Here is a 24,783-nt window from a genome sequence, read left to right on the forward strand (position 1 = left end):
TACCGCTTCATGTACTTGCTTCCCACCTGGTGCTACTTCCTCTGGAACCTCAGGTCCCAGTCTCCAGGTGTCCACGATCAAGGGGAAGGTTCATCAAGGACGGAGGCAGCGACTTCGCCAACTGCGAGACGTGCGGCGGCGACGCCGTCGTCGGCGTGCGCACGGCCGCCTCCCCCGATACGGACTCCTACATCTGCTTCAGCTGCGGCGCTGACTGCGACGGGATCTGCGGGTACTGCGGGAGCGGGGGGCACCTCGTCATGGAGGACATGTGCGACAACTGCTACGAGATACGTCTCGCAAAGTTCTGACTCGCGGTCCTGCCGTGAGTAGCCAGCAAATCCCAGATCAGCGCCCGTGGGCTGCCATTCGACTGGTACGAGAGGAATCGCAGTGAGTAGCGGATACAGCCCCCAGGGATACCGGCTGGAGCCGACTACGGCTCCCCCTGCGCCCTCGCCGATCTCGCTGCCCCCGGCACACGGCGAGAATCGGCCCTTCCTCAGCAGGCGGTCGGGCGGTCACCATCAACGGTGCGATCGTCGGCCTCGTCCGCGACGACCGCGACCTGATCGAATTCCTGAGGTGGGCTGGCCTCGACGACGCTTGGGACATTCTCAACGACCCGCACTGGATCGAATGGCGCGGCGGACGGGCCCACCGGTACGAAGCGGCGTAAGAGCGGGCATACCCCGACCCTCCCGCGGGGCGTTCGGGAGGGGCGGCGGGCCGCGCCAAGTACGCAGCTCCTGGCGGGACCCCGAGCGGGGGCCTCGGCCTGGGGGCTTCGGGGATCCCGCGCGATCAACGATGCACCTGTTTCGGCCACTGGGGTAGAGGTCTGACCGGAAAAAGCTGGCTGGTGAGCTCAGTACTGTCCCGTCGCCCGGGTTTCCGCAGTGACCTGGTCGCGGAACTCGGGACAGCCAGGAGTCTTCCGTGCTGGCGAACCGACCGCCGGGGGTGTGCAATTCACGGTTCTTCGGGCCGATTTCCCAGGTCACTGTCTCGAACCAGCGCTTGGCGCCCCGGCGGCGCTTGGTCACCACGACCTCGACGGCGCGGTCTTCCAGAATCCGGTGACTGGCAGGAAGCTCCTTGATCGTCTCGCCATTGCGTTCGGTGACCGCGGCCAGCAACACCATCAGGGGGACCAGGTCGTTCCAGACGCGACTCCGATTCCCTCGACGCCGCGACCCGCGTGGCCGCCGTCACCAGGCCGAGCGAGCAGATCGAACTGTCCACGGTGTTCGTCGCCCCTCAGCGCGAAGACCCAGGAATGCACGCTCCTGGAGAACAAAGTCAAGGCCGCCCACACCGCGATCGCCGCCCACTTTCACGACAACGAAGGGCTACGGCAGCAGCTCGACAAGACCACCACAACCGTGATCACGCCCATCCGCCCCCGCGGCCCCGGCAGCGGCAGTGACCGACTATGGCCTCAGCAGACCGATCAACATTTCTCGGGGATGTGTCACTTGAGGACGTCTTCAAATACTTTGCGGTACTCGGCGGTGTGTTCGTGCTCACGCCAGGACCAGGCGATGCGATACGAGATCTGCTGGGCAGTGGCTTCGACGGCCTTGGAGCCGGCCTGCACCTCCGCCCAGAAACGGGCATTGCAGGCCTGCCGTTCCAGCATCGCGTCGACGAGCACAGCCCGCTCAGTACCAGCCAGGCCATAGGCGTCGGCCAGCACGCGCACCTGAGTCGCCTGAGCGTCCACGGAGGGAGCCCCGGCCTTCGAGGAAACACACCACAGCCAGGACATATAACCGACATCCTCCAGCGGACTGCCCGGCGCAGCCATGTCGAAGTCGATGAAGGCGACCGGGATCTTGTCCTGAAAGACGGCGTTGTTCGGCCCCAGGTCGTGGTGGCACACCACCTGATGCTGACCAGCAAGATCACTGCCCCGGGTGGCCTCATGCATGGCACGCGCCAGGACACCGGCCGCAGCAACCTGCGCGTCGGTCAACGGCCGGAACTTGGCCGGGACCCAGCCCGGCACATAGCTGAAGGTGTCCCGGCCTTCCTGATCCCGACCGAGATATCGCGGGGCCCCCGTGAATCCTCGACTCTCCAACAGACCAAGCAGGGAGGCGACGAACGGAGAGGCAGCCGAGGCCGGTCTCCGGACCGTGTCACCGATACGGACGACGCCGTGGGTGATGCGGCCTCCCGTCAACGGGACGGCCTCATCAGAAATCTCGGGCATACCACTCGTTCCTTACGTAGTCCATGAAACGGCGGCCGCATCGACCGTTGCCTCGGCAGGTCGCCCACGCGCGATGGGGACTCGCGTCTCGAAGCGATTGCTCCAGCTGTGTCAGGCGGCTGCTGAGGCGTGATGTTCCCTGGGGCTTCGCGAGCGACAGCACTTCCCAGGTCCAGCGCTTGGCTCGTGATCGACAGACGCGGCCGGTTTCCGCGGGGTGGGTCCGGCCGGTTCGTCCCCGGCGTCGGCTTCGGTCAGGCGGAGCTGCAGTGTCATGACTGCGTGGTCGGACAGGCCGCTCTCGCGGGGTTCCTGGTGGTAGTCGCAGGCGGTGACCTGGGCGGCATGGGAGCAGGTGACGTAGATGTGGTCGAAGCGGAAGCCGTTGCCGCTACAGCCGTACCAGGAGTGGGCGGCTTCGTCGCGGTGCAGATGACGGAAGGCGTCGGCGAGGCCAGCGGCCAGGAAGGAGTCGTAGAAGCCGTGCGGTAGGTGTTCAGAGCAGGACGGACGGGAGGGTGTCAGGTGTTGAGGACGGTGAAGGCGACGGAGGGGAAGCGGCGGCCGTTGACCTGGAGGGCGAGGGAGTAGGAGCCCGGTGAGACCTTCCACCGTGCGGTCGAGCGCAGCGGGTGCGCCTTGGCGAGCCGCAGTTCCTGGCCTGGCTCTGCTGTGGCGCGGCGTAGGAAGGAGACCTTCTCGCGCGGCTGGCCGTTCTGCCCCGCGGTGGCGATCACGATCATCACGTGGACTGGTGCCGTGGTGGTGGCGGTGAGAGAGGCGGAGAAGTTCAGGGCGTCGCCGTCGCGGAGTTCGGTGCGCTCCAGGGTGAGGGGGGTGAGCGCGATGGGCGCGTCGTGGGCGTAGCCGAGGATGGCGTAGGCGGGCGGCCAGCCCTTCTTCAGCCAGTTGCGCAGGGAGCCCCGGGCGATGAAGGCGAAGTGCTCGTCTGCGAGTCGGCCCGACTGCTTCCACCGCTGAAGGGTGGTCAGCACGAGGTCGGGCTGGCTGGCGGCGATGTCGCTGAGGTGGTTGGCGACGGAGGTGCGGACATAGAGGTGAGTGTCGTCGTAGAGCTGCTCGAGGACGGGCAGTGCCGCATCGACGGGTAGCTGGATTCGTGGGGCCCACGGCAGCAGGGGTCGGGTGGCCTCGCTCGCCAGTCTGCGTACCCGGAAGTCCTCGTCGCGGGTCCACGCGCCGACCGCCTTCATTGTCTCGTCGGGGAAGTCGGCGAGAAAGTGCCGCACCGGGAGCTCGGCGGAGAAGTATCCGGTCATGCGCGCAAGCGCTGCGAGCGCCTGATCCAGGTGCTCAGCGGTACGCAGGTAGCGGGAGACGTAGTCGGAGTGGGGCGAGTAGAGGTGCAGGCCGAAGTCGTTGGTCACGCCGGCGGCCTCGGGCGTTGGCGGGAGGGAGCGCAGCAGGATGTTGAGCGCGTCGGGGCCGGTGACCGGAAGGTGGGCGTGCAGGCCCTCGCTGGTGCGGGCGATCCGGGCGCTGAGCTCCAGCCGGGGAAGGTCGGCCGTCACCGACTTCACGAAGCTGTTGGCGTCGAACTCGGGGCAGGCCGAATGGACTTCGCGGCCGATACGTTCGATGCGCTCGGCGTTGAGGGCGGTCTCTTTCAGGGGAACTTTCACGGTCATGGGCAAACCCTAGGGCTGGCTACGGGGCCGACGTCGTGTTCTCGCCGCGGGTTATCGGGCGGTGTGAACACGAGGTTTTCGGCTATCGGACGGCGGCGCGGTACAGCAGCCGGCGGTGGCGGGAGCTGTCACAAGGGGAGGCGGTGTGGAGGGTGGCGAGGTTGTCCCACACGACCAGGTCACCCTGGCTCCAGCGGTGGCTGTAGACGTACGGCGCGCTGATCGTGTGCTCCAGCAGCTCGTCGAGCAGGGTGCAGCTCTCCTTCTCGGAGTGTCCGGTGATGCCGCTGATCACCATGGAGCCGAGCAGCAGCGACCGAGCGCCGGTGACGGGGTGGGTCAGGACGAGCGGGTGCTCGACCCCTGGATGGTCGGCCAGGCTTCCGGCCGCGATCGACGACTGGCCGCCGCTGGCCTCGCTCTGCAGGACGCCGAGCTGCTCGATGGAGTGCACGGCGCGCATCCCCTCGATCCGCTGCCGCATCGCCGTGGGCAGGCCGGAGTAGGCGCGGGTCGCGTCGGCGAAGCGGGTCTCGCCGCCCTGGCCGGGGGTGATGACCGAGTACAGCAGGGTCGCCGAGGTCAGCTCCGACTTGAAGCTGTTGTCGGCATGCCACTCCTCCTCGTTGTCCCCGTCGTAGATGCCGACGTGCTCGCCGTCCTCGACGATGTTGCTGATGACGGTCAGGCCGGGAAAGCCGCCGACGGCGTACCGGCGGTCGACGCTGGTGTCCACCGTTCCGAAGCAGGAGGCGACGGTCAGGAGATCGGCGTGGGTCAGATGCTGGCGGGGCACGATCAGCATCCGATGGTGATGCAGGGCTAGCGCCAGCTGGGGCGCGAGGTCTTTGGCTTCGGTCGCGAGGTTGCAGTCGACGACGGCCCCGAAGCCGCTGTCGTCGAGCGGGCGCAGCGACAAGGACATGGCGGCTCCATTCCAGACGGTGGTGTCAGCGGTCAGAACTGGGGGGACTGCTGGAAGACGGTGATGTCCTTGATGCCGGAGGCGGCCATGCACAGCCGCTCGATGCCGATGCCGAGTCCGACGCTACGGGCCGGCACGCGCCCGGCGTCGATCGCCTTCCACGCCAGGGCCTGCTCGTCGTCGTACAGGTCCACCGCGCGAGCTCGTTCGACGAACGCGGTCCGGTCGGGCTCGTCCTCGTAGCCGTGCACGACCTCGATGCCGTCGACCAGGAGCTCGAAGCGGTTGAGGACGGCGGCCGTGCCGGGCGCGAGGCGGGCGCACGGCTCGTCCCCGCCGACCGGGTACTCGGTCAGGAACAGCGCGGCGCCGGTGCTCTGGGCCTCCAGCTCGCGCTCCACGAACTGCCCGAGCACCGTCTTGAACGGCACGTCGCCCCCCATGTTCAGGTGTGCGGCCATCTGCGCAGGCAGGTCGCCGAGAGGTTCGCGGCGCAGGTCGATGCCGAACTGGTCGCGGATGTGGCCAGCGACGGAGACCCGCTGGGGGGTGTAGCGGATGTGCGGGCCGATCAGCTTCTCGCCGAGCGCGATGAGGAACTCAAAGTTCTCGTTGGCGGCGTAGAGGTCGAGCATCTGGAACTCGGGCGCGTGCAGCTCGTCCGGCTTCTCGGGCCGAAAGCACGGACCGATCTCGAAGACCCGCCGGTGGTGCTCCAGGTTCACCCGCAGGGCCGGGCCGATCATCGCCCGCAGGAACCGCCCGCCGTCATGGTCCACCGGGAGACGGCGTCCCGGGCCGAGGTCGGCCCTCCGCATCGTCGGGGTGGCCACCTCGACGAAGGTCTCTGCGCGGAGCGTGTCCCGCAGGCTGAACAGCAGGTCGGACTTCATGACGACGGGGTTGAGCACAGATGCTCCTCAAGGTCGTTGTTTCCGCCGGAAGTTGGAAGGAAGCCGGGCCCACGGCGATCTCGTGCGCGGCTCCTCGGCGGGGCCACAAACTAGCCGCGCCCACGCGAGCAGCAGAAGCCCTCCCACCGGCCCCGCTGGGTCCAACGGGCCTGATATGCCGCCCATTCAGGACCAGACTTCGGCGTTTTCGCAGCTCACCCAGTATGTGCGCGCAACGGGCACGCAACGGTCCAGTGCAAACGGCGCAACGCCCAGAGCCGTTGCGGCCCTCTTCGGCGCAGCCCTAGCGTGACTGGCCAAGCGCCCGGCGCGACCGCGCCACGCAACGCTCCTCCACGGATGGGCAGGACGCGCTCCGGCGCGGCCTTCTCCACCGGCGTGCGCCTGCGCCCACGGCGTGCCGAGCCGATGGTTCAGCACCTCACCGGAACCGCTGCCCGGCAGCTCCACAGCCCGATCACCCGGAATCGCGGATCACCCGCGACCGAAGAGGGAGAACTCGATGACCGCTACCGCCGGAATGACCCTGGACACTGGCGTGAAGGCCGGGATGCGCCCGGATGCCGCCGACCTGAAGCTCGGGATGCGCCCCGACGCCCCCGCGCTGAAGGCCGGGATGCGCCCGGATGCCGCCGACCTGAAGCTCGGGATGCGCCCCGACGCCCCCGCGCTGAAGGCCGGGATGCGCCCCGACGCCCCCGCGCTGAAGGCCGGGATGCGCCCCGACGCCCCCGCGCTGAAGGCCGGGATGCGCCCCGACAGCGCCCTCATCGCCGCCTGACCTGCGGCTGAAGCACCCTCTGTCGTGCTCCGGCGCGCTCGCCCACGGCGGGTCGCCAGTGTTGCTGCCCGCCCGCGGGCGCGCCGGAGCCCGACCCACCCCACCCGCACCGCATCGACTGGAGGACCTGATGGGCAGCCCCGCCGCCAGCAGGACCCGCAACGGCACCGGTGCCTCCGGCCCCGTGCGCAAGGCTCTCGGGCAGCAGCTCATCACCGACCTGGAGAAGCTCTGCGGACGCCCGACCATCGGCCTTTGGGACGTCACTTGGGACCTCCTCGCGATCGCCGTCGCAGCGATCGCCGGCCACCTCATCGGCCACGTCGTCGGCCCACTGCTCGCCGTCTGCTACATCGGGGTGCGCCAGCGCCACCTGTCCAACCTCGGGCACGAGTGCGTGCACTCCAAGCTCATGGCCACCCGCCGCGGCAACCGGTTCATCGGCTACATCCTGACCGGCCTGCTCGGCGAGGGCTTCGAGCCCTACCGCAGCAGCCACTACGTCCACCACGCCAAGCTCGGCTCCGACGACGACCCGATGTTCCAGTCCTACCGCGCCGGCGACATCCGCGCCGCGGGCCAGGCGCCCAGCCGCCGCTCCTTCGTCCTGCGGGTCATCGTGCGCAACGCCCTGTGGCGGCTGCCGAAGACCGCTGTGTTGACCCTGGTCACCCGCGCACCGGGGGAGACCTGGCGGGCCCTCGCCGCCCGGGCGGTGCTGTGGGCAGGCGTCGTTGCCGCGCTGTGGCCCGTGGACGGTGTTCCGTACCTCCTGCTCTACTGGCTGCTCCCCCTCGTTCTGGTGCGGCCCGTCGTCACCTGGATCACCGATCTCGGCAACCACGCCGGGCTGATCGAGAACGACGACGTCCTCCTGCAGACCCGGGGCTGGACCTCCCACTGGCTCACCCGGCACCTGCTCGGCGGCCACCTCGACGACATGTTCCACCCCATCCACCACTGGTGCCCGCAGATCCCCTGGCGGCGCCTGCCCGAGGCCCGCGCCCTCACCGCGCAGCGCCTGTCGCGCTTCGGCGAAGTGCCCTGGTGCTCCGGCTACTTCTTCCGCCGGCGCTCCACCCCCGACCAGCCGTGCGTGATCGAGGACATCATCGCCCGTCTCGCCACCCCCGGCGCCGCCTGCACCCCGCACCGGCACGCCTCGGCCGCCTGACCTCGCCCCGAACCCGCCCACCGAACCCCGTACGGCACCGACCCTCCCGGCACGCACCCGCGCGCCAGGACAGGGCCGTGCCGTCGCCCGCCGCCGAGGAGGCGGCCCACCATGCCCCAGCCCGCTCCTGCCCCGCCGCCGGCCCTGAACAGCTTCGACGAGTTCACCCGGCTCGAAGAAGTCGTCCTCGGACGCGCCGATCACTACAACGCCCACCACACCGACACCTCATGGCGGCTGTTCTTCTACGACAACGTCGCCCCCGTCCTCGGCCGGCACACCAGCCCGTCGCAGGACGAGCTCCTGCCGATCCCCAACCAACTGGTCGACGAACTCAACGAGGACATCGCCGGGCTGGCCGACGCCCTGACCGGCTGCGGGGTGAAGGTCCTGCGGCCCGCGGCGCCGGGCAAGGACGCCGACATCCGCTCCCCCCACTGGGACGCGAGGGCTACCCCGCCGCTCAACGTCCGCGACCAGACCATCATCCTCGGCAACACCATCGTCGAGACCGCGCCCCACGTCCGCGCCAGAATCTTCGAGAACGACCTGCTCAAGCCGATCTTCTACAACTACTACAGGCCCGGGACGAACTGGCTGAGCATGCCGCGGCCCGCCCTGGCACGCGACTCCCTGGACACCGGCTACTTCACCCGCCAGGACCTGGACGTCAGCCGCGCGACCGACCGGGAGATGGCCGGTGCCATCGAGGGTCTGGGCCTGGAGATGGTCTTCGACGGCGCGCAGTGCATGCGCCTGGGCCGCGACGTCCTGGTCAACGTCGCCAACCACAACCACGAACTCGCCCTGCGGTGGCTCAAGCAGAACGTCCCCAGCCAGCGGTTCCACCGCCTGAACGCCATGGCCGACAACCACATCGACAGCGTCCTGGTCGCGCTGCGCCCCGGCCTGATGCTGCTGCGCTCCCCGGCCTACCTGAAGTACCTGCCCAAGGCCATGCAGTCCTGGGACGTGATCTACGCCCCCGAGACCGACGACAGCAACTTCCCGGACTACAGCGACCTCGGCTTCGTCATCCCCATCGGCAGCCGGTACATGGACATCAACCTCCTGTCCGTCGACGAGAACACCGTCGTCGTCAACTCCCTCTACCCGGAGCTGATCGAGGTCCTGGAGTCCCGCGGATTCACCGTCGTCCCGGTCCGCCACCGCCACCGCAGGCTCTTCGGCGGCGGCTTCCACTGCTTCACGCTCGACACCGTCCGGCGCGGCGGCCCCGAGGACTACCTCAGCTGACCATGGCGCCCCGCCACCGCACCCCCGTTCGCCCGCCCCGACGTCAGGAGATCCTTGATGGACACCACCTACACCTGGCCGCCCGACCAGGCCTTCTGGACCGGCACCTTCCCCGACAGCACCACCGGACGGACCACGCCCTTCCTGTTCAAGGGCATCATCCCCGCCACCGCGGCCGGCCCGGAAGACGTCCTGGCCGGGTTCGAGGCCATCCGCCGGGCCCATGCCGCCGACACCGACATCAAGGCGCACGCACGCGTCTACGTCGGTGAGGACCGCCGCGACGACCTCCTGCCCCAGGCGCTGACCGCCCCCACCTGGAGCGGAGGTGTGGACGCCTTTGTGCCGTGGATGCAGGACCTCGCCGATGCCGAGCGGTTCTCCCTGGTCATCAACAACCTGGAAACCGTCAGCCCCGCCCTCGCCGCTGGCCTCGGCACCTTCCTGAAGAGCCTCATCGACGGGTGGGGCCTGCCGCTGGGCGGCGCCGAACAGGTCGCCTTCGCCGGCAACTACGCTGGCACCGCCTTCGGGATCCACGAGGGCTACGAGGACGCCTTCCTCGTCCACCTCGGCCCCAACGCCAAGAACTTCTACTGCTGGCCCGCCGAGCAGTACGAGAAGCTCACCGGCGGCAAACAGCCCACCTACGGCGACTACCAGGCGCTGCTGGAGGAGGCCGAGCACTTCCTGCTGGAGCCGGGCGACGCCCTGTTCCTGCCCCGCCGGGTCTTCCACGTCGGTACCCAGGACACCTTCTCCGTCTCGGTGGCCATGCCGCTGTACACCTACCCGTACGCGCAGCTCCTGCAGAGCCGCATCATCCCGGACATCCTCGCCCGGCTGTCCGGCGACGGACCCGACGACCCGCTCAACGAGCCCTCCACGATGGCGGACACGGCCGCGGGGCCCGGCGCCGTCGCCGACCGGCTGGCCGGCGTCGGCCGCGAACTCCTGAACGTCGCCGCCGACCGCGTCCGCGGCGCGGCCCGCGAGCACGCCGAGCAGCGGTGGGCCACGCTGCTGAGCAACGGCGGCTGGGAACTCGTCGAGGGCGACCTCGCCCGTCAGGAGGCCGCGAACGCCTTCGCCCCGGAGCAGGTGACGCCGGGCGCCGAGATCGCCCTGATCGCCCCGTACCAGGTGACCACCCTCAACGGCGCCGACGTCACCCAGGTCCTGCTGCGCGGCCACCAGCCGGGCGTCGCCCTCGACGGCGCGGGGCTGGACCGGGACACCGTCGCGGCCCTCAACAGCGGCGACACCCTCGTCCTGCCCGACCACGCCGAGCTCCTCGAGGCCGTCCGCGCCCTGGGAGCCACCGGTGGCCTGCGCCTGACCCCCCGCCCCTCCGACACCAAGGACGCCGACGCATGACCCCCGACAACAGCCTCGTCCAAACCTACTTGAAGGCCCACCCCGAGACGCAGAGCGCCGTCAACGGCACCCTGCTGGGCAAGTTCTCCTCCGGCACCGCCCTGGTCACCGCACACCTGGCCCCGATGGTCGACTGGGCGTACGAGCGGATCGCCGAGAAGGTCGGCGCCGCCGACCTCAACGAGCGCCAGGCCCGGATGTACATCGAGGAGCTCTCGGTGTTCGCCCGCTACAACGCCCAGTTCCTCAAGGCGGCCGCCACTGCCGTGGAGGGCTTCTGCCCCGAGCTCGCGCACGAGCTGCGCCGCAACCACCTGGAGGAGGGCGGCGAGCGCGGCAAGGTGCCCGCACACTACGTCCTTTACACCAACGCGCTCCTGTCCGACCTCGGTCTGCTCGTCAACGGCCACGTGCCTGCCCGCGAGACCGAGACGCTGGTCGACCTCCACCAGTGGATGGTCGGCTCGCACATGCCCAGCTTCATCGCCGGCGCCTACTACGCGACCGAGGCCGTGGCGATCGCCGAGACCGAGATCCTGCGGGACATCACCAACCGTTACGGCGAGTTGACCATTCAGCGCAGCGGCAGCGAGCTGAAGAACCTGCACTACTACTACGAGCTCCACCTCGACGAGGGGCACGAGGCCGCCCAGGTCGGCGGCATGAGCGTCGAGGCCGCCCACATCGAGGGCCTGGCCAGGTTCATCAAGGAGAGTGAACTCTTCCACATCGACCTGCCCCAGGCCCTCGACGGCTGGCTGACGATCACCGAGGGGATGACACACTGGTGGGCTCAACTCGCCCACCGCGCCTCGGAGATGAACTGATGAACGCCACACCCGACATCGTCGCCGCATCCCAGGAGCGCTCCGGCGGATGCCTGTGCGGACGGATCCGCTTCACCGTCAAGGGCAAGGCCGTCTACCCGCACACGTGCAGCTGTACGCACTGCCAGAAGCTCGGCGGCGGCCCAATGATGTGGTGGGCCGGCTTCGCCCCCGAGGACGTCACCTGGGCAGGCGGCGTCGAGCCGACCTGGTTCGAGACGTTCGAGGGCGAGGCCAAGCGCGGCTTCTGCCCCCACTGCGGCAGCCGCCTCGCGGCGATCGACAGCGACGTCCCCGAGCTCGGCATCGTCGTCACGGCCCTGGACGACACCAGCGGAGACGACCTCGTCCCGGTCAACCAGTCCTTCCGCGACGACGCCGTGCACTGGCTGCCCCAGGTCCCCGACACCCAGAACAGCCCCGTCGGCTGACACCCGCGAAACCTCCGGGGGCCGACAGCCCTGACCTGCCGGCCCCCGGATCCCGCACCCTCCTGGGACCGTCTACGCCGCGTCCGGCTCGCCGTCTGACCCGTCCCGCACCCCGCCCAGGAGAACCCATCGTGCTCACCCCCCACGTCACCAGCGAATACGGCGCCCTGCGCCACGTCGCCATGCGCTACGCCGGCGACGTCACCCCCGACCTCGAAGGCCCCGACGTCCACCCCGTCCTGACGCGCCAGAAGAGCACCAGTTCCTGGAAGCCGTACGACCCAGCCACCGTCCGCACCCAGCAGGACACCCTGATCGACCTGCTCCGCAGCCGCGGCACCACGGTGACCCTCCTCGACGCCGCGCCGGGCTGCCCGGTCCAGCACTACCCCCGCGACATCGGCTTCGTCATCGACCACGTCCTCGTCACGGCGCGCCTGAACTCCACGCACCGCCTCCCCGAGACCGACGCGCTGGCACCGCTGCTGACCGGCGCCCCACACGTCGCCCACCTGGACGAGGGAACTATCGAGGGCGGTGACGTCATCCTGCACACCGGCACCGTCCTGGTCGGCCTCGGCGAAGAGACGTCCCCCGCGGGCGTGGGGGCGCTGCAGCGGGCGCTGGCTCACCACGGCGTCGACCGCGAGGTCCGCCCGGTCCACTTCGCCGTCGACGGCATCGTCCACCTGGACGACCACTTCACCATCGTTGCTCCCGGCACCGCGCTCATCCACCGCGCCGTCTTCCCGCACGCCGAACTGCGCTGGTTCGAGCAACACTTCGACCTCATCGATGTCACCGACGAGGAGGCGCGTGCCGTCCAGGCCAACGTCCTGGCGATCGCTCCGGAAACCGTGATCGTCGCCGCCGGCAGCGACCGCATCGCTACGCAGCTCGCCGCACGCGGACTCGAGGTCCTCACCGTCGACTACTGCGAGGTCACCCGGATCCCCGGCTCGCTGCGCTGCACCACCCTGCCGCTGACCCGCGCTTGATCCACCCGCGTTCCCGCCCGGCCGCCGCGCCGCCGTGCGGTCCTTCGCCCGCCTCCTGGAGCTGCCGTGTCCGACCCGCTGTTGCCCGTCCTCCTCGCCGTCCCGGTCGTGGTCCTCGCCTGCCAGGCCGGCGGGCGGGCCGTCAGGCTGCTCGGCCAGCCGCCGGTCATCGGCGAGATCCTGGCCGGAATCCTGCTCGGCCCCTCGCTGCTCGGCTGGCTCGCCCCCAGCATCCAGCACCACCTCTTGCCGCCCTCGGTTCTGCCCATTACCTCCGCCCTGGGCAACCTCGGCCTCCTGGCGTTCCTCCTCCTGATCGGACTGGAACTCGACCTCCGCAGCCTGGGCACCACCCGCGGCGCCGTGGCCGCGGTCAGCCTCACCGGGGTCCTGCTCCCCATGGCCCTCGGCGCCGCACTGGCCGCCGCCCTCTACCCGCACTTCGCCCCCGACGGCGTTGGCCGCCTGCCGTTCACCCTGTTCGTCGCCGTCGCCCTGAGCATCACCGCCTTCCCGGTCCTCGCACGGATCCTCGCCGACCGCGGCCTGGAAACCACGCCCCTGGGCACCTTCGCCCTGGCCTGCGCCGCCACCGACGACGCCCTCGCCTGGTGCCTGCTCACTGCCGCCGTCGCCCTGGCCACCTCCAGCACCGCCCTGTCGGCCCTGACCACCCTCGCCCTGACCGCCACCTTTGCCGCCGGCCTCACCCTTGTGCGCCCCCTACTGCGCACCCTGATCGAGCGCGCCAGCCGCACCTCCGACGAACTCGTCCTGGCCCTCCTCTTCGCCGGGCTGTGCCTCAGCGCCTACACCACCGACCAGATCGGCGTGCACCCCGCCTTCGGCGCCTTCCTGTTCGGCGTCACCGCCCCCCGCGGTCTCCCAGCCGTCGAGCGCAGCGCCGCCCGCATCCGCGCCGTCGTCCTGCCGCTCCTGCTTCCGCTGTTCTTCGTCGATACCGGCCTGCACACCGACTTCTCCACGCTGCCGGCCGGACAGTGGGGCTGGGGCGCGGTAATCCTGGCGGTCGCCGTCATCGGCAAGTGGGGCGGCGCGACCGGCGCAGCCCGACTCACCGGCTCTGACTGGCGCTGGTCGGCCGCCGTCGGCACGCTCATGAACTGCCGCGGCCTGACCGAACTCGTCGTGCTCGGCATCGGCCTCCAGACCGGCGTCATCAGCGAGCCATTGTTCACCCTGCTGGTGGTCATGACCGTCATCACCACCGCGGCCACCGCCCCGATACTCAGGCGCGTAGCCGGCGACGACCCGAGAATGACCCCGGCGGCACCGCACGACGATCCGGAGCGCGATCCCGCCCGGGAGGTCACCGGATGACCTCGCCCCCGAACCCGGTTCTGGAAGCGGTCCTCAGCCGGCGCAGCACCCCCCGCCTGACCGAGCCCGCGCCCGGCCGCGAGGACTTGGAGCGCCTCGTCCAGGCCGCGGCCACCGCACCCGACCACGGGCGACTGCGGCCCTGGCGGCTGGTCGCGGTGACCGGGAACGAGCGGGCCCGACTCGGTGACGTACTCGCCGAAGCCGCCGCCTCACCGGAGCAGGCCCGGCGCGCCGCCACGAAGCCACTGCGCGCCCCGCTGCTCCTGTCTATCGTCCACTGCCCCGTGCCCGACCATCCGAAGATTCCCGAGTGGGAGCAGCTGGCCGCTACCGCGGGCATGGTCACCACCCTGTCGCTGCTCCTGCACGGCCACGGCTGGGCGTCGATCTGGCGCACCGGCGCAGCCGTCCAGGCGCCCCAGGTCCGCAAGTACCTCCGCGTCACCAACGGTGAGCAGCTGCTGGGCTGGCTGTACGTCGGCACCCGTTGCACGTCTGGCGCCTCCACTGAACGGCCGCCGTTCGACACCACAGCCAAGATCACCTGGCCCGACGGTGCCGGTGGCTGAAACCTTTGCACAACACGCGATCACACAGACCAGGCCTGACAGCCCCCGCGGGCACCAAGCCAACCCACACTGAGGACCACCGCGAAAGGTGGATCATGTACAACATCAAGAAGATCGAGACACACGGGCGCTCCCTGCGCGTGCGCGTGGACCCCGAACCCGAACGAGAGGGCCGCCCCGCACTGTGGCCGAGCGTCGGGGAGTACCCCATCTACGACCCCTTCCTCTACACGACCATGACCACCGACGACGAACGCAACGAGCGCTTCCGCGCTGCGCTGTCCCAACTGGCCCCGGACAGGAACATCTTGGACATCGGGACCGGCCAAGACCTTCTCTGGGCGCGCGAAGGTGTGCAGGCAGGAGCCCAGCACGCCCTAGCCATCGAGGTCATCGAGGACGCGTTCCACAAGGCGGCCGCAAACCTGTCAGCCTTCTACCCACAGGACCAGATCACGCTCCTGCTCGGCGAGTCGACCAACCTCCAGTTCGCGCCCAGAGCCGATGTCTGCGTAGCGGAGATCATCGGCTCCCTGGCGGGCGCCGAAGGCGCGGCAGCCGTCCTGACCGACGCCCGGAACCGCCACCTGAAGCCCGGGGGATTGGTGGTGCCGCACCGTGCGGTGACCCTGGCCGCAGCGGTCCGCCTGTCCGACCTGCTCCCCGAACAGCCCGTAGCGTTCGCCGAGGCATCCCTCCCGTACCTGCGGAGCATCTTCGACTGGCACGGCATGCCCTTCGACGTGCGACTCAGGGTCGAAAACCCATCTGCGGGCGCGCTGCTCTCCGAGGGCGCGCCCGTCGAGGTGCTCGACTTCAACGGCGATCTGCGCACAGAGCAGCGCCGGACAACGCGCTTGGCCATCACGCGCCCCGGCCACATGGACGGCGTGCTCACCTGGCTCAATCTCTGGTGTCTGCCGGACGAAGAGCCACTTGATGCCCTGCACATGAAGACGAACTGGGCCACCATCTACTTGCCGCTCTTCGAAAGCCCCGTGCCGGTCGCTGCTGGAGACGTCCTGGAGCTCACCTTCGCGGCAACCCTCAGCGACGACGGCATTCATCCGGACTATCAACTCAGCGCCGCCCTGCACACCGCTGACGGGCGAGAGCACCACGGTGCCCTGGCGTCCCCGCACCACGGTGGTTCCTTCAGGGCCTATTCGATCTACCAGCGCCTCTTCCCAACAAGCTGACCGGCTTCCGGTGTAGGCGTTCTCCGGGACTGCGCCGGGCTACGACACAGCGGCCTCGGTCCCAGGCCGGCGGATGTGTCCCCGGCGCGTGCCGAGGAGGTCAGAAATCGCGCAGCGGCTCGCCTGCATTCAGGTGATCGAGGCGTTCGGAGAGCCGCCGGCTCACAAGGTGCTGGGCCGCCTGAGAGGCACGCTTCGCCACCGCTGCGTGCTCGGCCGAGTCACCGCGCAACCGCGCCAGTTCGGCCTCGGTGATCAAGAGTTCTACCGTGTCTCGCATCCGGTCCGACGGAAGGGCCGACGCCTCCTTCAGGGCCTGAATCCCCTGCTCGGCCAGCCCGGCCACAGCGAACGCCCACGCCGCCTGCCCCTCCAGCTCACGGAGATCGAACCACTCCAGCCAGGCCGGGCCAGTACTGCTCCGAGCGCAGGCGAAGAACTCGCGGGCCCGCTTCACCGCCGTCACGACATGGGCCGACTGTCCGTTCAGCGCCCATGCTCGAGCGTCGGTCACGCACGCGTAGGCCCTGACGAGCGGCGGCGTGCCCTCGGCCGCCAGCACAGCACTCCGCGCGTGAGCGAGCACATCCGCCCGCCCGCCCTGCGTCGCCGCCAGTCGGGCTTGGTGGATGTGGACCCGGGTGATGCGGGCGCGGTCGCCGATCGCCTGGGCCAGCCGCATCGCCTGAAGGTCGTAGCGCTGCGCCAGGCCAGGGAGCTGGTCGTCGTAGGCCATCGAGGCCATCGCGAGGACCGCGTCCCCCACGCTGCCGTACAGCCGGCGCCCGGTCCGCGCGGAGAAGCTCCCGTTCAACATCGGTGTGGCGTGCGTGTCCATCATCGACGCGAACACACCGCGGAACTTGCCCCCGCCGTGCTGGGAGTCCAGCTTGCCGTACAACCGCGTCTGTTCGTCCAGCAGGTCGATGTCCGCCGCAGTGACCTTGTGCTGCCCGTGGCCACCGATGACGGCGTCCGCCGGCATCACGAGGGCCTCTCGCGAGGCGGGACCGAACACGCTCGGCGAGAACGCGCTCTTGACGACGTTGCGCCGGCGCATGGCGTCCAGGGCCCACAGCTTCGAGAGCATACGTACGGCGTGGGAGACGTCCAGGTACTCCAACGACTGCGCAGCGACCAGGCCGGTGTCGGACGGCCAGCCCAAGCTCTCCGGCGTCACGGTCCGGTGCAGCGCTGCCGACAGCACGTGGCACGCGGCGGCCGCGAGGTCATCGCCGGGAGTCGCCCCCTTGCACCACCGTGAGACGGTGCTCGGGACCACCGTGTAAGGCAGACGGATTGCCTCGCAGCGCGCGGCGATCCGGCGTGCGAATCCGCTGATCGACCAGTCCAGAGTCTCCAGGTGTTTGAGCAAGACCTCGTTGCGCTCCGCCTTCTCCGATCTCGGACTCATTGTCGCGCCGCCCATCCCGGTGGGGTCAGAGAATGAATCGAAGTGGCACCAACTGGGACCTGTGCGCCCAGGTGCCTCCGCCTGCTCCGGTATCGACGCACCGGAGGATGCGGTGGTCGAAGAGGTCCTCCTCGACTTCGGCCACCTTGAGCTCGCCCATCGCCGACAACAGGTCGGCGATACTGGTTGCCGCGCATAGCCGCGCGGGGTCGGCGGCGCGTCACCTGATGACCTCATCGAGCTGGGCCAGCTGGGAGATTCCAAAGGTCCCGTTTAACAGGTACTCGGGCGCTGCTGTGGTCAGGCGGCGGCCGTCGACCAGGACGGCGCGCATGCCGGAGCTCCACGGCCCGATCACGTACTTGTCCAGCCGGTCGCCGACGAACTCGATCTTGCTCGGAGGTACTCCGGCCGCCGCGATCACCCGCTGGTAGAACCGGTCGAACGGCTTGGCCGCGGCGACCTCCACATAGCCGGAGCAGGCCATGCGCTGACAGCCCAGACCTGCTGCGGCCAGCGTTGCGCTGCGGAACTTCGGGGGACGGCAGGTGTTGCTGGCCAGCATCGCCAGGTAGATGAGCGTTGCGCCGCCCATGCGGGCGACCGTGTCCCGGGGTCGAGGATCAGAGTGACGGTGACTCGCGGGAGCGGTCTGGCCAGGCTCAAGGGTGGTTGTACTCATGCGGTTTCCTTCGTGTCGGGCCGACCGAGTGCCCCTGGGCGCGTGGGGGCGGGGAGGCGGGCGCGCGTTGGCCTGCAGATGGTTGTGCCCGGCAGCTTCACAGCTGGGATGAGATCATCTGGGCGCTGTGTCCTGGCTAAGTGTTGTTGCGTGGGAATCTGCCCCAGGGTGCGCAAGGGAGAGCGGTACAGGACGAGGAATGGCACGATGAGCAGGGCGGCACCGGCCGCGAGCGTGGGTCGTAGGCCGATCCAGGTGCCGAGGGCACCAGCGACCAGTGCGGCCATTGGCCGGGACAAGGCCGTCAGCCAGGTGGTGACCGACTGCATCCGGGCCTGCATGACCACCTCGGTCACGGACTGACGGATCGACCTCTGCGTGATGCCCGTCGCGTTGGTGCATGACGTCTGCGCAAAGAGCGCTGCGCCGATCGCGAACTGCCAGCCGCGTCCCGGTGCAGCGAGCAGCAGCGGAATCTGGGTGAGCGGGACCAGAGCCAGAGCCGCGAGCATCATGGGTCCGGGCCCGTACCGTGCGGACAGTCGGGGGGCTGCCGCGGCCCCGGCGGCCGCCCCGAGCGCGCCCACTCCCAGGATCACACCGAAGGCCGTGGAGCTCAGCGTCAAGATACGCAGGAGGTAGAGCGTCCAGAGTGTGCTGAGCAAGCCCAGGCCGAACGTAAGGGTGGCATTGACCAGCGTCAGTGTGCGCAACGCGTGGTCGCGGAAGACGTACCGGACTCCATCGCTGATCTCGGTGGCTAACCGCCCCGTGGGACTGGTCCGGGTCGGCTCGGGGGCTGTGATGCGAACGGTGCACCATGCACTGACCAGGAAGGACATCACGTCGGCCGTTAAAGCTCGGACCGGCCCGAGCAGTCCAATCAGGCTGGCGCCCACATTGCTGCCAGCGCTAGCGGCGATGGCGAAGAGGAAGCCGAGCTGGCTGTTGGACTTTTGAATCAGCGATCGGTCCACGAGAGTGGGCAGGTAGCTGATGGCTGCTGCGTCATGCAGCATGCCTGCTACTCCCTGCACCGCAGACAGCCATTAGGTGCGTCAGCGTCAAGGTTCCGAATGTACTGACCAGCGGCAACGTGACCATGGCCACCGCGCTGACGAGGTCCCCGGCGATCATCTGACGGCGCTTGGAGTAGCGATCGGCTAGAGCCCCGGCATGCAATGCGAGCAGGGCGGGGGGTAACTGTCCCAATATCGCCAGTAGAGCCACTTGCGCGGTGGAGGCGTCCAGCTCGACCACGGCTAGCACGGGGATGACCACCTGGGACACGGCGCTGCCCGCCACGTTGGCCGTCTGTCCCGTCAGATAGCGCGTGAAGTTACGGTGCCACCACAGTGGCCCTCCATTCCACTTGCGTCCTGGTGGTGGCCCAGGTGCACCGCGGGGCCGAATGAGGTCGGCCGTCATCTTTGCACCTCTATTCCTGGAGTCTGAGCTGACTCATCGACACGGAGTAACCCGGCACCCATCGCGCAGATAGGCGATGTAGGTGCCGGCCTCCGCGGCCAGGGCCGCTTCCACGCGCCTGCGCAGGCGCTCGGGAAACCGAGCGAGGGCCTCCTCGTCTGCGACAAGGGCAGCACCATCGATCTCGTCAGTCTGAAGCGCAAGATCGTCCGTCGTTTGCACGTGCTCAGGCAGCGTGAATTGGTAGATGAAGGTGATCAGCGGCCGGCCGTAGACTGAGGCTGGCGTCGTGTCCACGGCCAGGAGGCGGCCGAGCGGGACACCCGTCACCCCGAGCTCTTCAAAGAGTTCGCGCAGCAGGCCGTCTTCCGGATCCTCGTCGTCGTTCATCCCGCCAGGCAGGTCCCATCCTGCCTTGTAGGGCGGGTCGAGAATGAGCATGCGCCCGTCGGTGGTGCGGACGATGGCGTCGGCCGCGGCCAGAGGTCCCGGATGCTTTGCCAGATAGGCAACGAGATCCGGGGCGGCGTCTGTTGTGTCCGACAGTGGGGGCGGAGCGGTCGTGTTCTCCATGAGTCCGATTTCTGGTGCGGGTTGGAAAGGGTGAGAAGCGGAAACGGCCGGGGAGCGTTGCCCTTGCCCAGACGGCGCGGAGCGGATAGCCAGGGGCAGAACCAGGGGCTATTTACCTGGCCGGGACGAAACGGGTCGAGCCGGTGAGGCCAAGGAAGCGGCGTGACCGTGCGGCGACGGCATGCGGTCCTCAACGAGCGCAGTAAGACTGGAGCTTGGCCTCCGCTCGGCCGGGCGTTGCAGCAGATGCACGGTCCGGCCTTCTGCCAGGTGATGGCTCCGTATGTGTTCCCAGCCGAGAATGGTGCACCAGCGGTCGGCCAGCCGGATGCCCGGCACACAGACACGTACCCACTCGTACTCTGATCGGGCCGCGTAGTCGACGGCCCAGTAGGTGAGGAGCCAGCTGAGACTGTGCTCCGGCGGAGGTGCCGTAATCACCCGGGCCAGGCCGATCGCCTGCTGCGCCATTTCGCGTCGAGTCCAGCCCACGTACTTGGGCTGTTCGATCAGCGTGGTGGTCGCCACGACGTCCCCTTCCCACGTGACAACCAGCGGACGAGCCGTCGTCCTTTCGGCCGCGGTCAGGTCTCGATACCGGATGGGGCCGGTACCCGTCCGGGCCGCCCACCGGGCTCGATTGACCCGCAGGATTTGTAGCGCGGGCAGGTCGGCGAGCTCGGCCGGTCGTATTACGTACACAGGTACTCCTTGCAGGGGTGCGGCCGTCGACAGGCCGATGGATCCCGCCTAGTTCGAGGTCCTGCATACGGCTTATGGGCGCGTCGGGCGGTGCCGGCCTTCGGCCGCAGGACCACACGGCGGCGCGGACGACAAGACGGCGGATGAGTCGACCCCTCAGCACGGTGCTTCTACCACTGCAGGTTTGCTGGCTGCCGACGGGCACTGGGGCGCCAGCGATATGCCTCGCGAATCGGCAAGTCCGAGCTGTGTCGGAAGAGTCAACTCCAGGTGCAGATGCCCGGTTTGGGCCGCCTTGAGGGCGCGCGCGCTTCCGATCAAGGTCAGCATGGAGAAAGCCTGCGGAAAGTTGCCCACCTGCCGCTGCAGCCTGGGATCCCATTCCTCGGCGAGCAGGCCCAGATCATTTCGCAGGGACAGCAGCCGCTCGAAGAGCCGGGTTGCCTCATCACCCCGGCCGATCAACGCCAGAGCATCCACCAGCCAGAACGAGCAGGCCAAGAACGCGCCCTCGTCGCCTGCCAGGCCGTCGACACCGGCGTCCTCGCCCTTGGTCGGGTAACGCAGGAGGAAGCCGTCCTTGGTGGAAAGCTCCCGCTGGACCGCCTCGATCGTGCCGATCACACGCTTGTCTGTAGGCGGAAGGAATCCCAGCAGCAGACCCTGGAGTACGGACGCGTCCAGCTCTCTGGATCCGTAGTACTGGGTGAAGGTGTTGCGCTCCGGGTCGTAGCCCCGGTCGCAGACATCACGGTGGATGCTGTCGCACAGCTCCCGCAGCCGCTCCAGCGGCCCTTCCGCGTCCCCGGACTCGATCAGCTTGATGGTGCGGTCCACGGCGACCCACGCCATCATCTTCGAATGGACGAAGTGGCGGCGCGACCCCCGGACTTCCCAGATACCCTCGTCCGGCTCGGCCCACTTCTTCTCCAGGTACTGGACGAGTGTGAGCTGCAGCTGAGCTGTGGCCGGAGTACCGAGGCCGGCCTGCCAGGCCAGGTGAAGTGCCTCGATCAACTCTCCGTACACGTCGAGTTGCAACTGGCCGGCCGCGCCGTTCCCGATCCGGACCGGGGCAGAATTCTCGTAGCCGGGGAGCCAGGGCACTTCGCGTTCGGGCAGGTCGCGTTCGCCTTGGAGGCCGTACATGATCTGCAGGTTCTCCGGGTCACCGGCGACCGCACGATGTAGCCAGTCGATCCAGGCGCTGGCCTCCTGCCGGTAGCCCGTGCGCAGCAGTTCGGCGACGGTGAGCGCGGAGTCCCGCAGCCAGGCGTAGCGGTAGTCCCAGTTCCGAGCGCCTCCGATGTCCTCGGGAAGTGACGTCGTCGGCGCGGCAATGATGCCGCCGGTTTCCCGGCTGCAGAGCGCCTTGAGGGTGATCTGCGAGCGGACGACCGCGCCTCTGTAGGGGCCGGTGTAGGTGTTCTGGGTGACCCAGTCGGCCCAGTACTGATCTGTGGCAGCCAGCGCACTCTCGGGATCCGGCAGGGCCGCGAGCTTCTGGTGTGAGGGCTGCCAGCTCAGCGTGAACGCGATCCGGTCACCCTTGTTGACTGTGAAGTCCGCGTACGCAGCCCCGTCCGCGCTGACCAGGTCCACTGTGGTGTCCAGCCAGACAGAGTCCGCGTCAGCCACAGCGTAAGTGCGGCCGTCGACCGCCCGTACCCACGGTTTTAACCGGCCGTAGTCAAACCGTGCCTTCAGTTCGCAGCGCATCCGTACGTGGCCGCGGATCCCTTCAAGGATCCGGATCATCTGTGGCGGGCCGTCATGCGGGGGCATGAAATCGGTGACCCGGACAGTTCCGCCGAGAAGCGTGTCCCACTCCGACTCCAGAATGAGGGTGTCCCCGAGATAGCGACGACGGGTAGCGGACGGAGGTTCCGCGCCCCGCACCCACGCCGGTGCCAGCGTCCAGGAGCCATGCTCCGTGGTGCCCAACAGTTCGGCGAAAGCGGCCGGCGAATCGAAGCGCGGCAGGCACATCCAGGCCAGTGATCCGGTCCGGGAGATCAGAGCACTGGTCCTCCCGTCGCCGATCAGTCCATACTCCTCAAGGCGGCTCATTCGACTTTCCATCTCTGTGTGAAGAGCCGGGAACCGGCTCGGCGGGGTCTGCGGCAGGCCCGTAGGGCCTGCGAGAACAGGTGTGCGTCGAAGCTGTCGCCGTCCGGGACAGCCACCGAGCAAGAAGGCGCACGCGGCGCGATGGCGGGTCTCTCATCGGGTCGGCGTCAGATCAGTCCCTGCCGCATGGCGTAGGCCACCGCATGCGTACGGTTCTTCAGCTGAAGGCGGGTCATGACGCCATGCAAGATGTTCTTGATCGTGCGCTCGGAGTAGGCAAGCTTGGCGGCGACGTCCGCCGTGTCGTATCCCTCGGCGATCAGCCGCAGCACATCGACCTCGCGCGCTGCCAGGCCCGTCAAGCGCAGACCGCGTGGGCCCAGCACCGCTCCCTGGAGCCGGCCGACCTCCCCCAGGAGACGCCCGAGGAGGTCAGGGGGCAGAAAGCCGTCTCCTTTGGCCACAGCGCTGATGGCGTCGACGAGGCGATCCGGTGTGGCCTCGCTGCGCCGCACTACTCCGAGGACCTCGCACTCGGCCGCGTTGACGAGCTTCTGCTCGTCGATCTCTGTGATGACCAGGAGAAGCCGGGTTGTTCTGGTGCGCTGGAGACGCCGGAGGGTCCGCAGTGTGTCCTCTTCAACCGCGTCCGCGACCACCAAGGTGACGTCTGAGGGATTCGCATCATCGTGAGTGTGCACGGTGACTTCGGAGCGGGGGCGTAGCTGGCTGGCGACTCCTGTTTGGGAGATGGGGTCGCTGGCGAGGACTGCTACGGATGTCCGCGGGTTTCCGGTTCTGGGGGGAGAGGACATGCCTCCGGGGCCCTTCCTGGGGTAGTCGAGATGCGCTCAGCCGCTGATGCCTGCGCGGCGAGCTCGGAGCAGTGACGCGGCGAGAATCACGGACGGCTGCGTCACGATCCCGAAGAAGATCCGCAACGCCACCAGAACGGTCCGGGGCATCAGGCGGCCCCGGCGTGCACGTACGCCCGGCCGAACTGTTCCTGCGCGGCGTACAGCAGCAATTCGCGCGTGGCCGCGGATGTGGTGAGATCCCACATACCGGACACGAGGGCGGACAGGCGCCCGTTCGGCGGCAGGTAGACGACACCGTCGTGCTCCGGCCGGGCAAAGGCCAGCCCGGCCGCCATCCTCAGCTCGACCAGATGGCCTTGCGGCGCGGCGATCCGGCCGGGCACCACACGCACCTGATCACCCTCCAGGTCGAGGAGGTACCGCAGCTGCTGCGCCATCACCTCGGGGGATACGTGGTGAGTATGGAGGATGCGCTCGTCCAGGACGCAGACCGTCTGCGAGGACGGCAGCGGAGCGCCGGGAAGAGCGGACGGCGGGCATCCGACCGCGCGGGCGTACGCGGCGGTCTGCAGCGGCGGCGGAATCAGGGCGGTCGAGAGCCACCTCACTTCTCTCGCCTGCCGGGCGCACCCGGCCAGTCGGCCGTGATGCCCGGGGGCTGAATCGCGGACTGTCCCCACCTCGACCGCGTCGTGCCGGGTCTGTGCTGCGGGCGTGTGGGCCAGTGTCCGCAGCGCCTTCGCGTCGTCGGGGCAGCGGTAGAGGTGGCACAGGCGGTGGAGGTCCTTCGAGGTAATCCTGCTGTGGCCGGCCTCCATCGCCAGCAGCGTCTCCACGCTCACCGAAAGGAGCTCTGCGGCTTCTTCGGGCAGGATGAAGCGGCGCTTGCGGGCATCCCGCAAGTTCCCGCCGACCACCCGGGCCACCGGGTGTATCTCGCTCGTCATATGCGCCTTCCTTCACCGTGCCAGCCCTTACGCGAGGCAACCTGATGTCCCATAGGGATGAAATGTGAACCGTGTGTCGTATCAGCTCGGGTCGATGCGCAGGCCACTGGCATAGAGCCGGCTGAGCTGTGGCACGTCTGCTCGCTCCGGGGCCAGGGTCTGTGCGGTAGGAGGCGGGGGAGTCATGGAGGTTCCGATCAGAAGGGGCGGAAGGTCGCTGCGGCGATGATCGAGACGAAAACCGCCAGGCCGGTGACGACATACGCGATCAGGAGATTGCGGCTGGGTCTCACAGTGGTCCCGTCGTGTCATGGCCGGTTGAGTGGTGGTGTGGAGCCGCCCGTCCGAGCGCTTCACGGGAGGTCGCAGGATCGGGCACCTCACGCGCTGCATCGATCGTGTGCGCCCAACCGTCGGACCGGTGGTAGTTCACTTCGTCCTCGCATGGGCGGGCTGTTCAGGGAGTACGAGTCGGCACTTGCGGGC

At 68.8% G+C, this 24,783-nt stretch carries 25 protein-coding genes; 12 read left to right on the top strand and 13 right to left on the bottom strand.

Annotation, left to right across the window (positions count from 1 at the left end; all coding sequences use genetic code 11):
• Nucleotides 1–311, top strand: a 311-nt coding sequence (locus ACFU8W_RS42900) for a hypothetical protein (RefSeq protein WP_384049947.1), incomplete at its 5' end; no start/stop codon positions are given.
• 1,163 nt (nucleotides 312–1,474) lie between these two features.
• Here ACFU8W_RS42900 and ACFU8W_RS42905 read toward each other — a convergent pair.
• Nucleotides 1,475–2,218 (bottom strand): aminoglycoside phosphotransferase family protein, encoded by a 744-nt coding sequence (locus tag ACFU8W_RS42905; protein ID WP_384049950.1) that lies wholly within the window; start codon nucleotides 2,216–2,218, stop codon nucleotides 1,475–1,477.
• 186 nt (nucleotides 2,219–2,404) lie between these two features.
• On the opposite strand from ACFU8W_RS42905, the gene ACFU8W_RS42910 reads away from it, so the two are divergent.
• Nucleotides 2,405–2,710, top strand: coding sequence for a hypothetical protein (locus ACFU8W_RS42910; RefSeq protein ID WP_384049953.1), 306 nt, complete (start codon nucleotides 2,405–2,407; stop codon nucleotides 2,708–2,710).
• 29 nt (nucleotides 2,711–2,739) lie between these two features.
• Here ACFU8W_RS42910 and ACFU8W_RS42915 read toward each other — a convergent pair whose 3' ends face one another.
• From ACFU8W_RS42915 to ACFU8W_RS42925, 3 genes are all read right to left on the bottom strand, one after another.
• Nucleotides 2,740–3,867 (bottom strand): hypothetical protein, encoded by a 1,128-nt coding sequence (locus ACFU8W_RS42915; protein WP_384049956.1) that lies wholly within the window; start codon nucleotides 3,865–3,867, stop codon nucleotides 2,740–2,742.
• 82 nt (nucleotides 3,868–3,949) lie between these two features.
• On the bottom strand, nucleotides 3,950–4,792 hold the full coding sequence (locus ACFU8W_RS42920; RefSeq protein WP_384049959.1) for a TauD/TfdA dioxygenase family protein: 843 nt from the start codon (nucleotides 4,790–4,792) through the stop codon (nucleotides 3,950–3,952).
• Nucleotides 4,793–4,824: 32 nt separating this feature from the next.
• Nucleotides 4,825–5,703 carry an amino acid--tRNA ligase-related protein gene (locus tag ACFU8W_RS42925; protein WP_384049961.1) on the bottom strand — a complete coding sequence of 293 codons (879 nt, stop codon included), beginning with the start codon at nucleotides 5,701–5,703 and terminating at the stop codon, nucleotides 4,825–4,827.
• 505 nt (nucleotides 5,704–6,208) lie between these two features.
• On the opposite strand from ACFU8W_RS42925, the gene ACFU8W_RS42930 reads away from it, so the two are divergent.
• From ACFU8W_RS42930 to ACFU8W_RS42975, 10 genes are all read left to right on the top strand, one after another.
• On the top strand, nucleotides 6,209–6,487 hold the full coding sequence (locus tag ACFU8W_RS42930; RefSeq protein ID WP_384049964.1) for a hypothetical protein: 279 nt from the start codon (nucleotides 6,209–6,211) through the stop codon (nucleotides 6,485–6,487).
• A 130-nt stretch (nucleotides 6,488–6,617) separates the two neighbouring features.
• Complete coding sequence (locus tag ACFU8W_RS42935; protein WP_384049967.1) at nucleotides 6,618–7,661, top strand: fatty acid desaturase family protein; 1,044 nt, start codon at nucleotides 6,618–6,620, stop codon at nucleotides 7,659–7,661.
• Nucleotides 7,662–7,772: 111 nt separating this feature from the next.
• Complete coding sequence (locus ACFU8W_RS42940; RefSeq protein WP_384049969.1) at nucleotides 7,773–8,918, top strand: inosamine-phosphate amidinotransferase 1; 1,146 nt, start codon at nucleotides 7,773–7,775, stop codon at nucleotides 8,916–8,918.
• Between the two features lie 57 nt (nucleotides 8,919–8,975).
• Complete coding sequence (locus ACFU8W_RS42945) at nucleotides 8,976–10,295, top strand: JmjC domain-containing protein (protein ID WP_384049972.1); 1,320 nt, start codon at nucleotides 8,976–8,978, stop codon at nucleotides 10,293–10,295.
• Nucleotides 10,292–11,122, top strand: coding sequence for a DUF3865 domain-containing protein (locus ACFU8W_RS42950; protein ID WP_384049975.1), 831 nt, complete (start codon nucleotides 10,292–10,294; stop codon nucleotides 11,120–11,122). Before ACFU8W_RS42945 ends, ACFU8W_RS42950 begins: the two co-directional genes overlap by 4 nt.
• Entirely contained in the window at nucleotides 11,122–11,553 is a 432-nt protein-coding gene (locus tag ACFU8W_RS42955; RefSeq protein ID WP_384049978.1) for a GFA family protein, read from the top strand. The genes ACFU8W_RS42950 and ACFU8W_RS42955 overlap by 1 nt, the downstream gene beginning before the upstream one ends.
• Nucleotides 11,554–11,684: 131 nt before the next feature.
• A complete protein-coding gene (locus ACFU8W_RS42960) occupies nucleotides 11,685–12,551 on the top strand; it encodes a dimethylarginine dimethylaminohydrolase family protein (RefSeq protein WP_384049981.1) in 867 nt (288 codons plus the stop codon).
• 66 nt (nucleotides 12,552–12,617) lie between these two features.
• Nucleotides 12,618–13,892 carry a cation:proton antiporter gene (locus ACFU8W_RS42965; protein ID WP_384049984.1) on the top strand — a complete coding sequence of 425 codons (1,275 nt, stop codon included), beginning with the start codon at nucleotides 12,618–12,620 and terminating at the stop codon, nucleotides 13,890–13,892.
• Nucleotides 13,889–14,464, top strand: a complete 576-nt coding sequence (locus ACFU8W_RS42970; protein WP_384049987.1) for a nitroreductase — start codon at nucleotides 13,889–13,891, stop codon at nucleotides 14,462–14,464. Before ACFU8W_RS42965 ends, ACFU8W_RS42970 begins: the two co-directional genes overlap by 4 nt.
• A 95-nt stretch (nucleotides 14,465–14,559) precedes the next feature.
• On the top strand, nucleotides 14,560–15,663 hold the full coding sequence (locus ACFU8W_RS42975) for a class I SAM-dependent methyltransferase (protein ID WP_384049989.1): 1,104 nt from the start codon (nucleotides 14,560–14,562) through the stop codon (nucleotides 15,661–15,663).
• Nucleotides 15,664–15,763: 100 nt separating this feature from the next.
• Here the strand turns inward: ACFU8W_RS42975 and ACFU8W_RS42980 are convergent, their stop codons facing one another.
• The 9 genes from ACFU8W_RS42980 to ACFU8W_RS43020 form a co-directional block, all read right to left on the bottom strand.
• Nucleotides 15,764–17,077 carry a transcriptional regulator gene (locus ACFU8W_RS42980; RefSeq protein WP_384049992.1) on the bottom strand — a complete coding sequence of 438 codons (1,314 nt, stop codon included), beginning with the start codon at nucleotides 17,075–17,077 and terminating at the stop codon, nucleotides 15,764–15,766.
• Nucleotides 17,078–17,297: 220 nt separating this feature from the next.
• Complete coding sequence (locus ACFU8W_RS42985) at nucleotides 17,298–17,672, bottom strand: HAD family hydrolase (protein ID WP_384049994.1); 375 nt, start codon at nucleotides 17,670–17,672, stop codon at nucleotides 17,298–17,300.
• A gap of 83 nt (nucleotides 17,673–17,755) precedes the next feature.
• On the bottom strand, nucleotides 17,756–18,778 hold the full coding sequence (locus tag ACFU8W_RS42990; protein ID WP_384049997.1) for an MFS transporter: 1,023 nt from the start codon (nucleotides 18,776–18,778) through the stop codon (nucleotides 17,756–17,758).
• Complete coding sequence (locus ACFU8W_RS42995) at nucleotides 18,768–19,187, bottom strand: MFS transporter (protein WP_384050001.1); 420 nt, start codon at nucleotides 19,185–19,187, stop codon at nucleotides 18,768–18,770. Before ACFU8W_RS42995 ends, ACFU8W_RS42990 begins: the two co-directional genes overlap by 11 nt.
• A gap of 33 nt (nucleotides 19,188–19,220) precedes the next feature.
• Nucleotides 19,221–19,760 (bottom strand): NUDIX domain-containing protein, encoded by a 540-nt coding sequence (locus tag ACFU8W_RS43000; protein WP_384050004.1) that lies wholly within the window; start codon nucleotides 19,758–19,760, stop codon nucleotides 19,221–19,223.
• 108 nt (nucleotides 19,761–19,868) lie between these two features.
• A complete protein-coding gene (locus ACFU8W_RS43005; RefSeq protein WP_384050007.1) occupies nucleotides 19,869–20,288 on the bottom strand; it encodes a hypothetical protein in 420 nt (139 codons plus the stop codon).
• Between the two features lie 330 nt (nucleotides 20,289–20,618).
• Nucleotides 20,619–22,532 (bottom strand): glycoside hydrolase family 15 protein, encoded by a 1,914-nt coding sequence (locus ACFU8W_RS43010; protein ID WP_384050010.1) that lies wholly within the window; start codon nucleotides 22,530–22,532, stop codon nucleotides 20,619–20,621.
• A 167-nt stretch (nucleotides 22,533–22,699) separates the two neighbouring features.
• Entirely contained in the window at nucleotides 22,700–23,347 is a 648-nt protein-coding gene (locus ACFU8W_RS43015; RefSeq protein ID WP_384050013.1) for a LuxR C-terminal-related transcriptional regulator, read from the bottom strand.
• A gap of 149 nt (nucleotides 23,348–23,496) precedes the next feature.
• The gene (locus ACFU8W_RS43020; RefSeq protein ID WP_384050016.1) at nucleotides 23,497–24,297 is read right to left on the bottom strand and encodes a Scr1 family TA system antitoxin-like transcriptional regulator; all 801 of its coding nucleotides are present in this window, start codon (nucleotides 24,295–24,297) and stop codon (nucleotides 23,497–23,499) included.
• Between the last annotated feature and the right edge of the window lie 486 nt (nucleotides 24,298–24,783).

Source organism: Streptomyces sp. NPDC057565 (genome assembly GCF_042801455.1).
Lineage (GTDB): Bacteria > Actinomycetota > Actinomycetes > Streptomycetales > Streptomycetaceae > Streptomyces > Streptomyces yanii.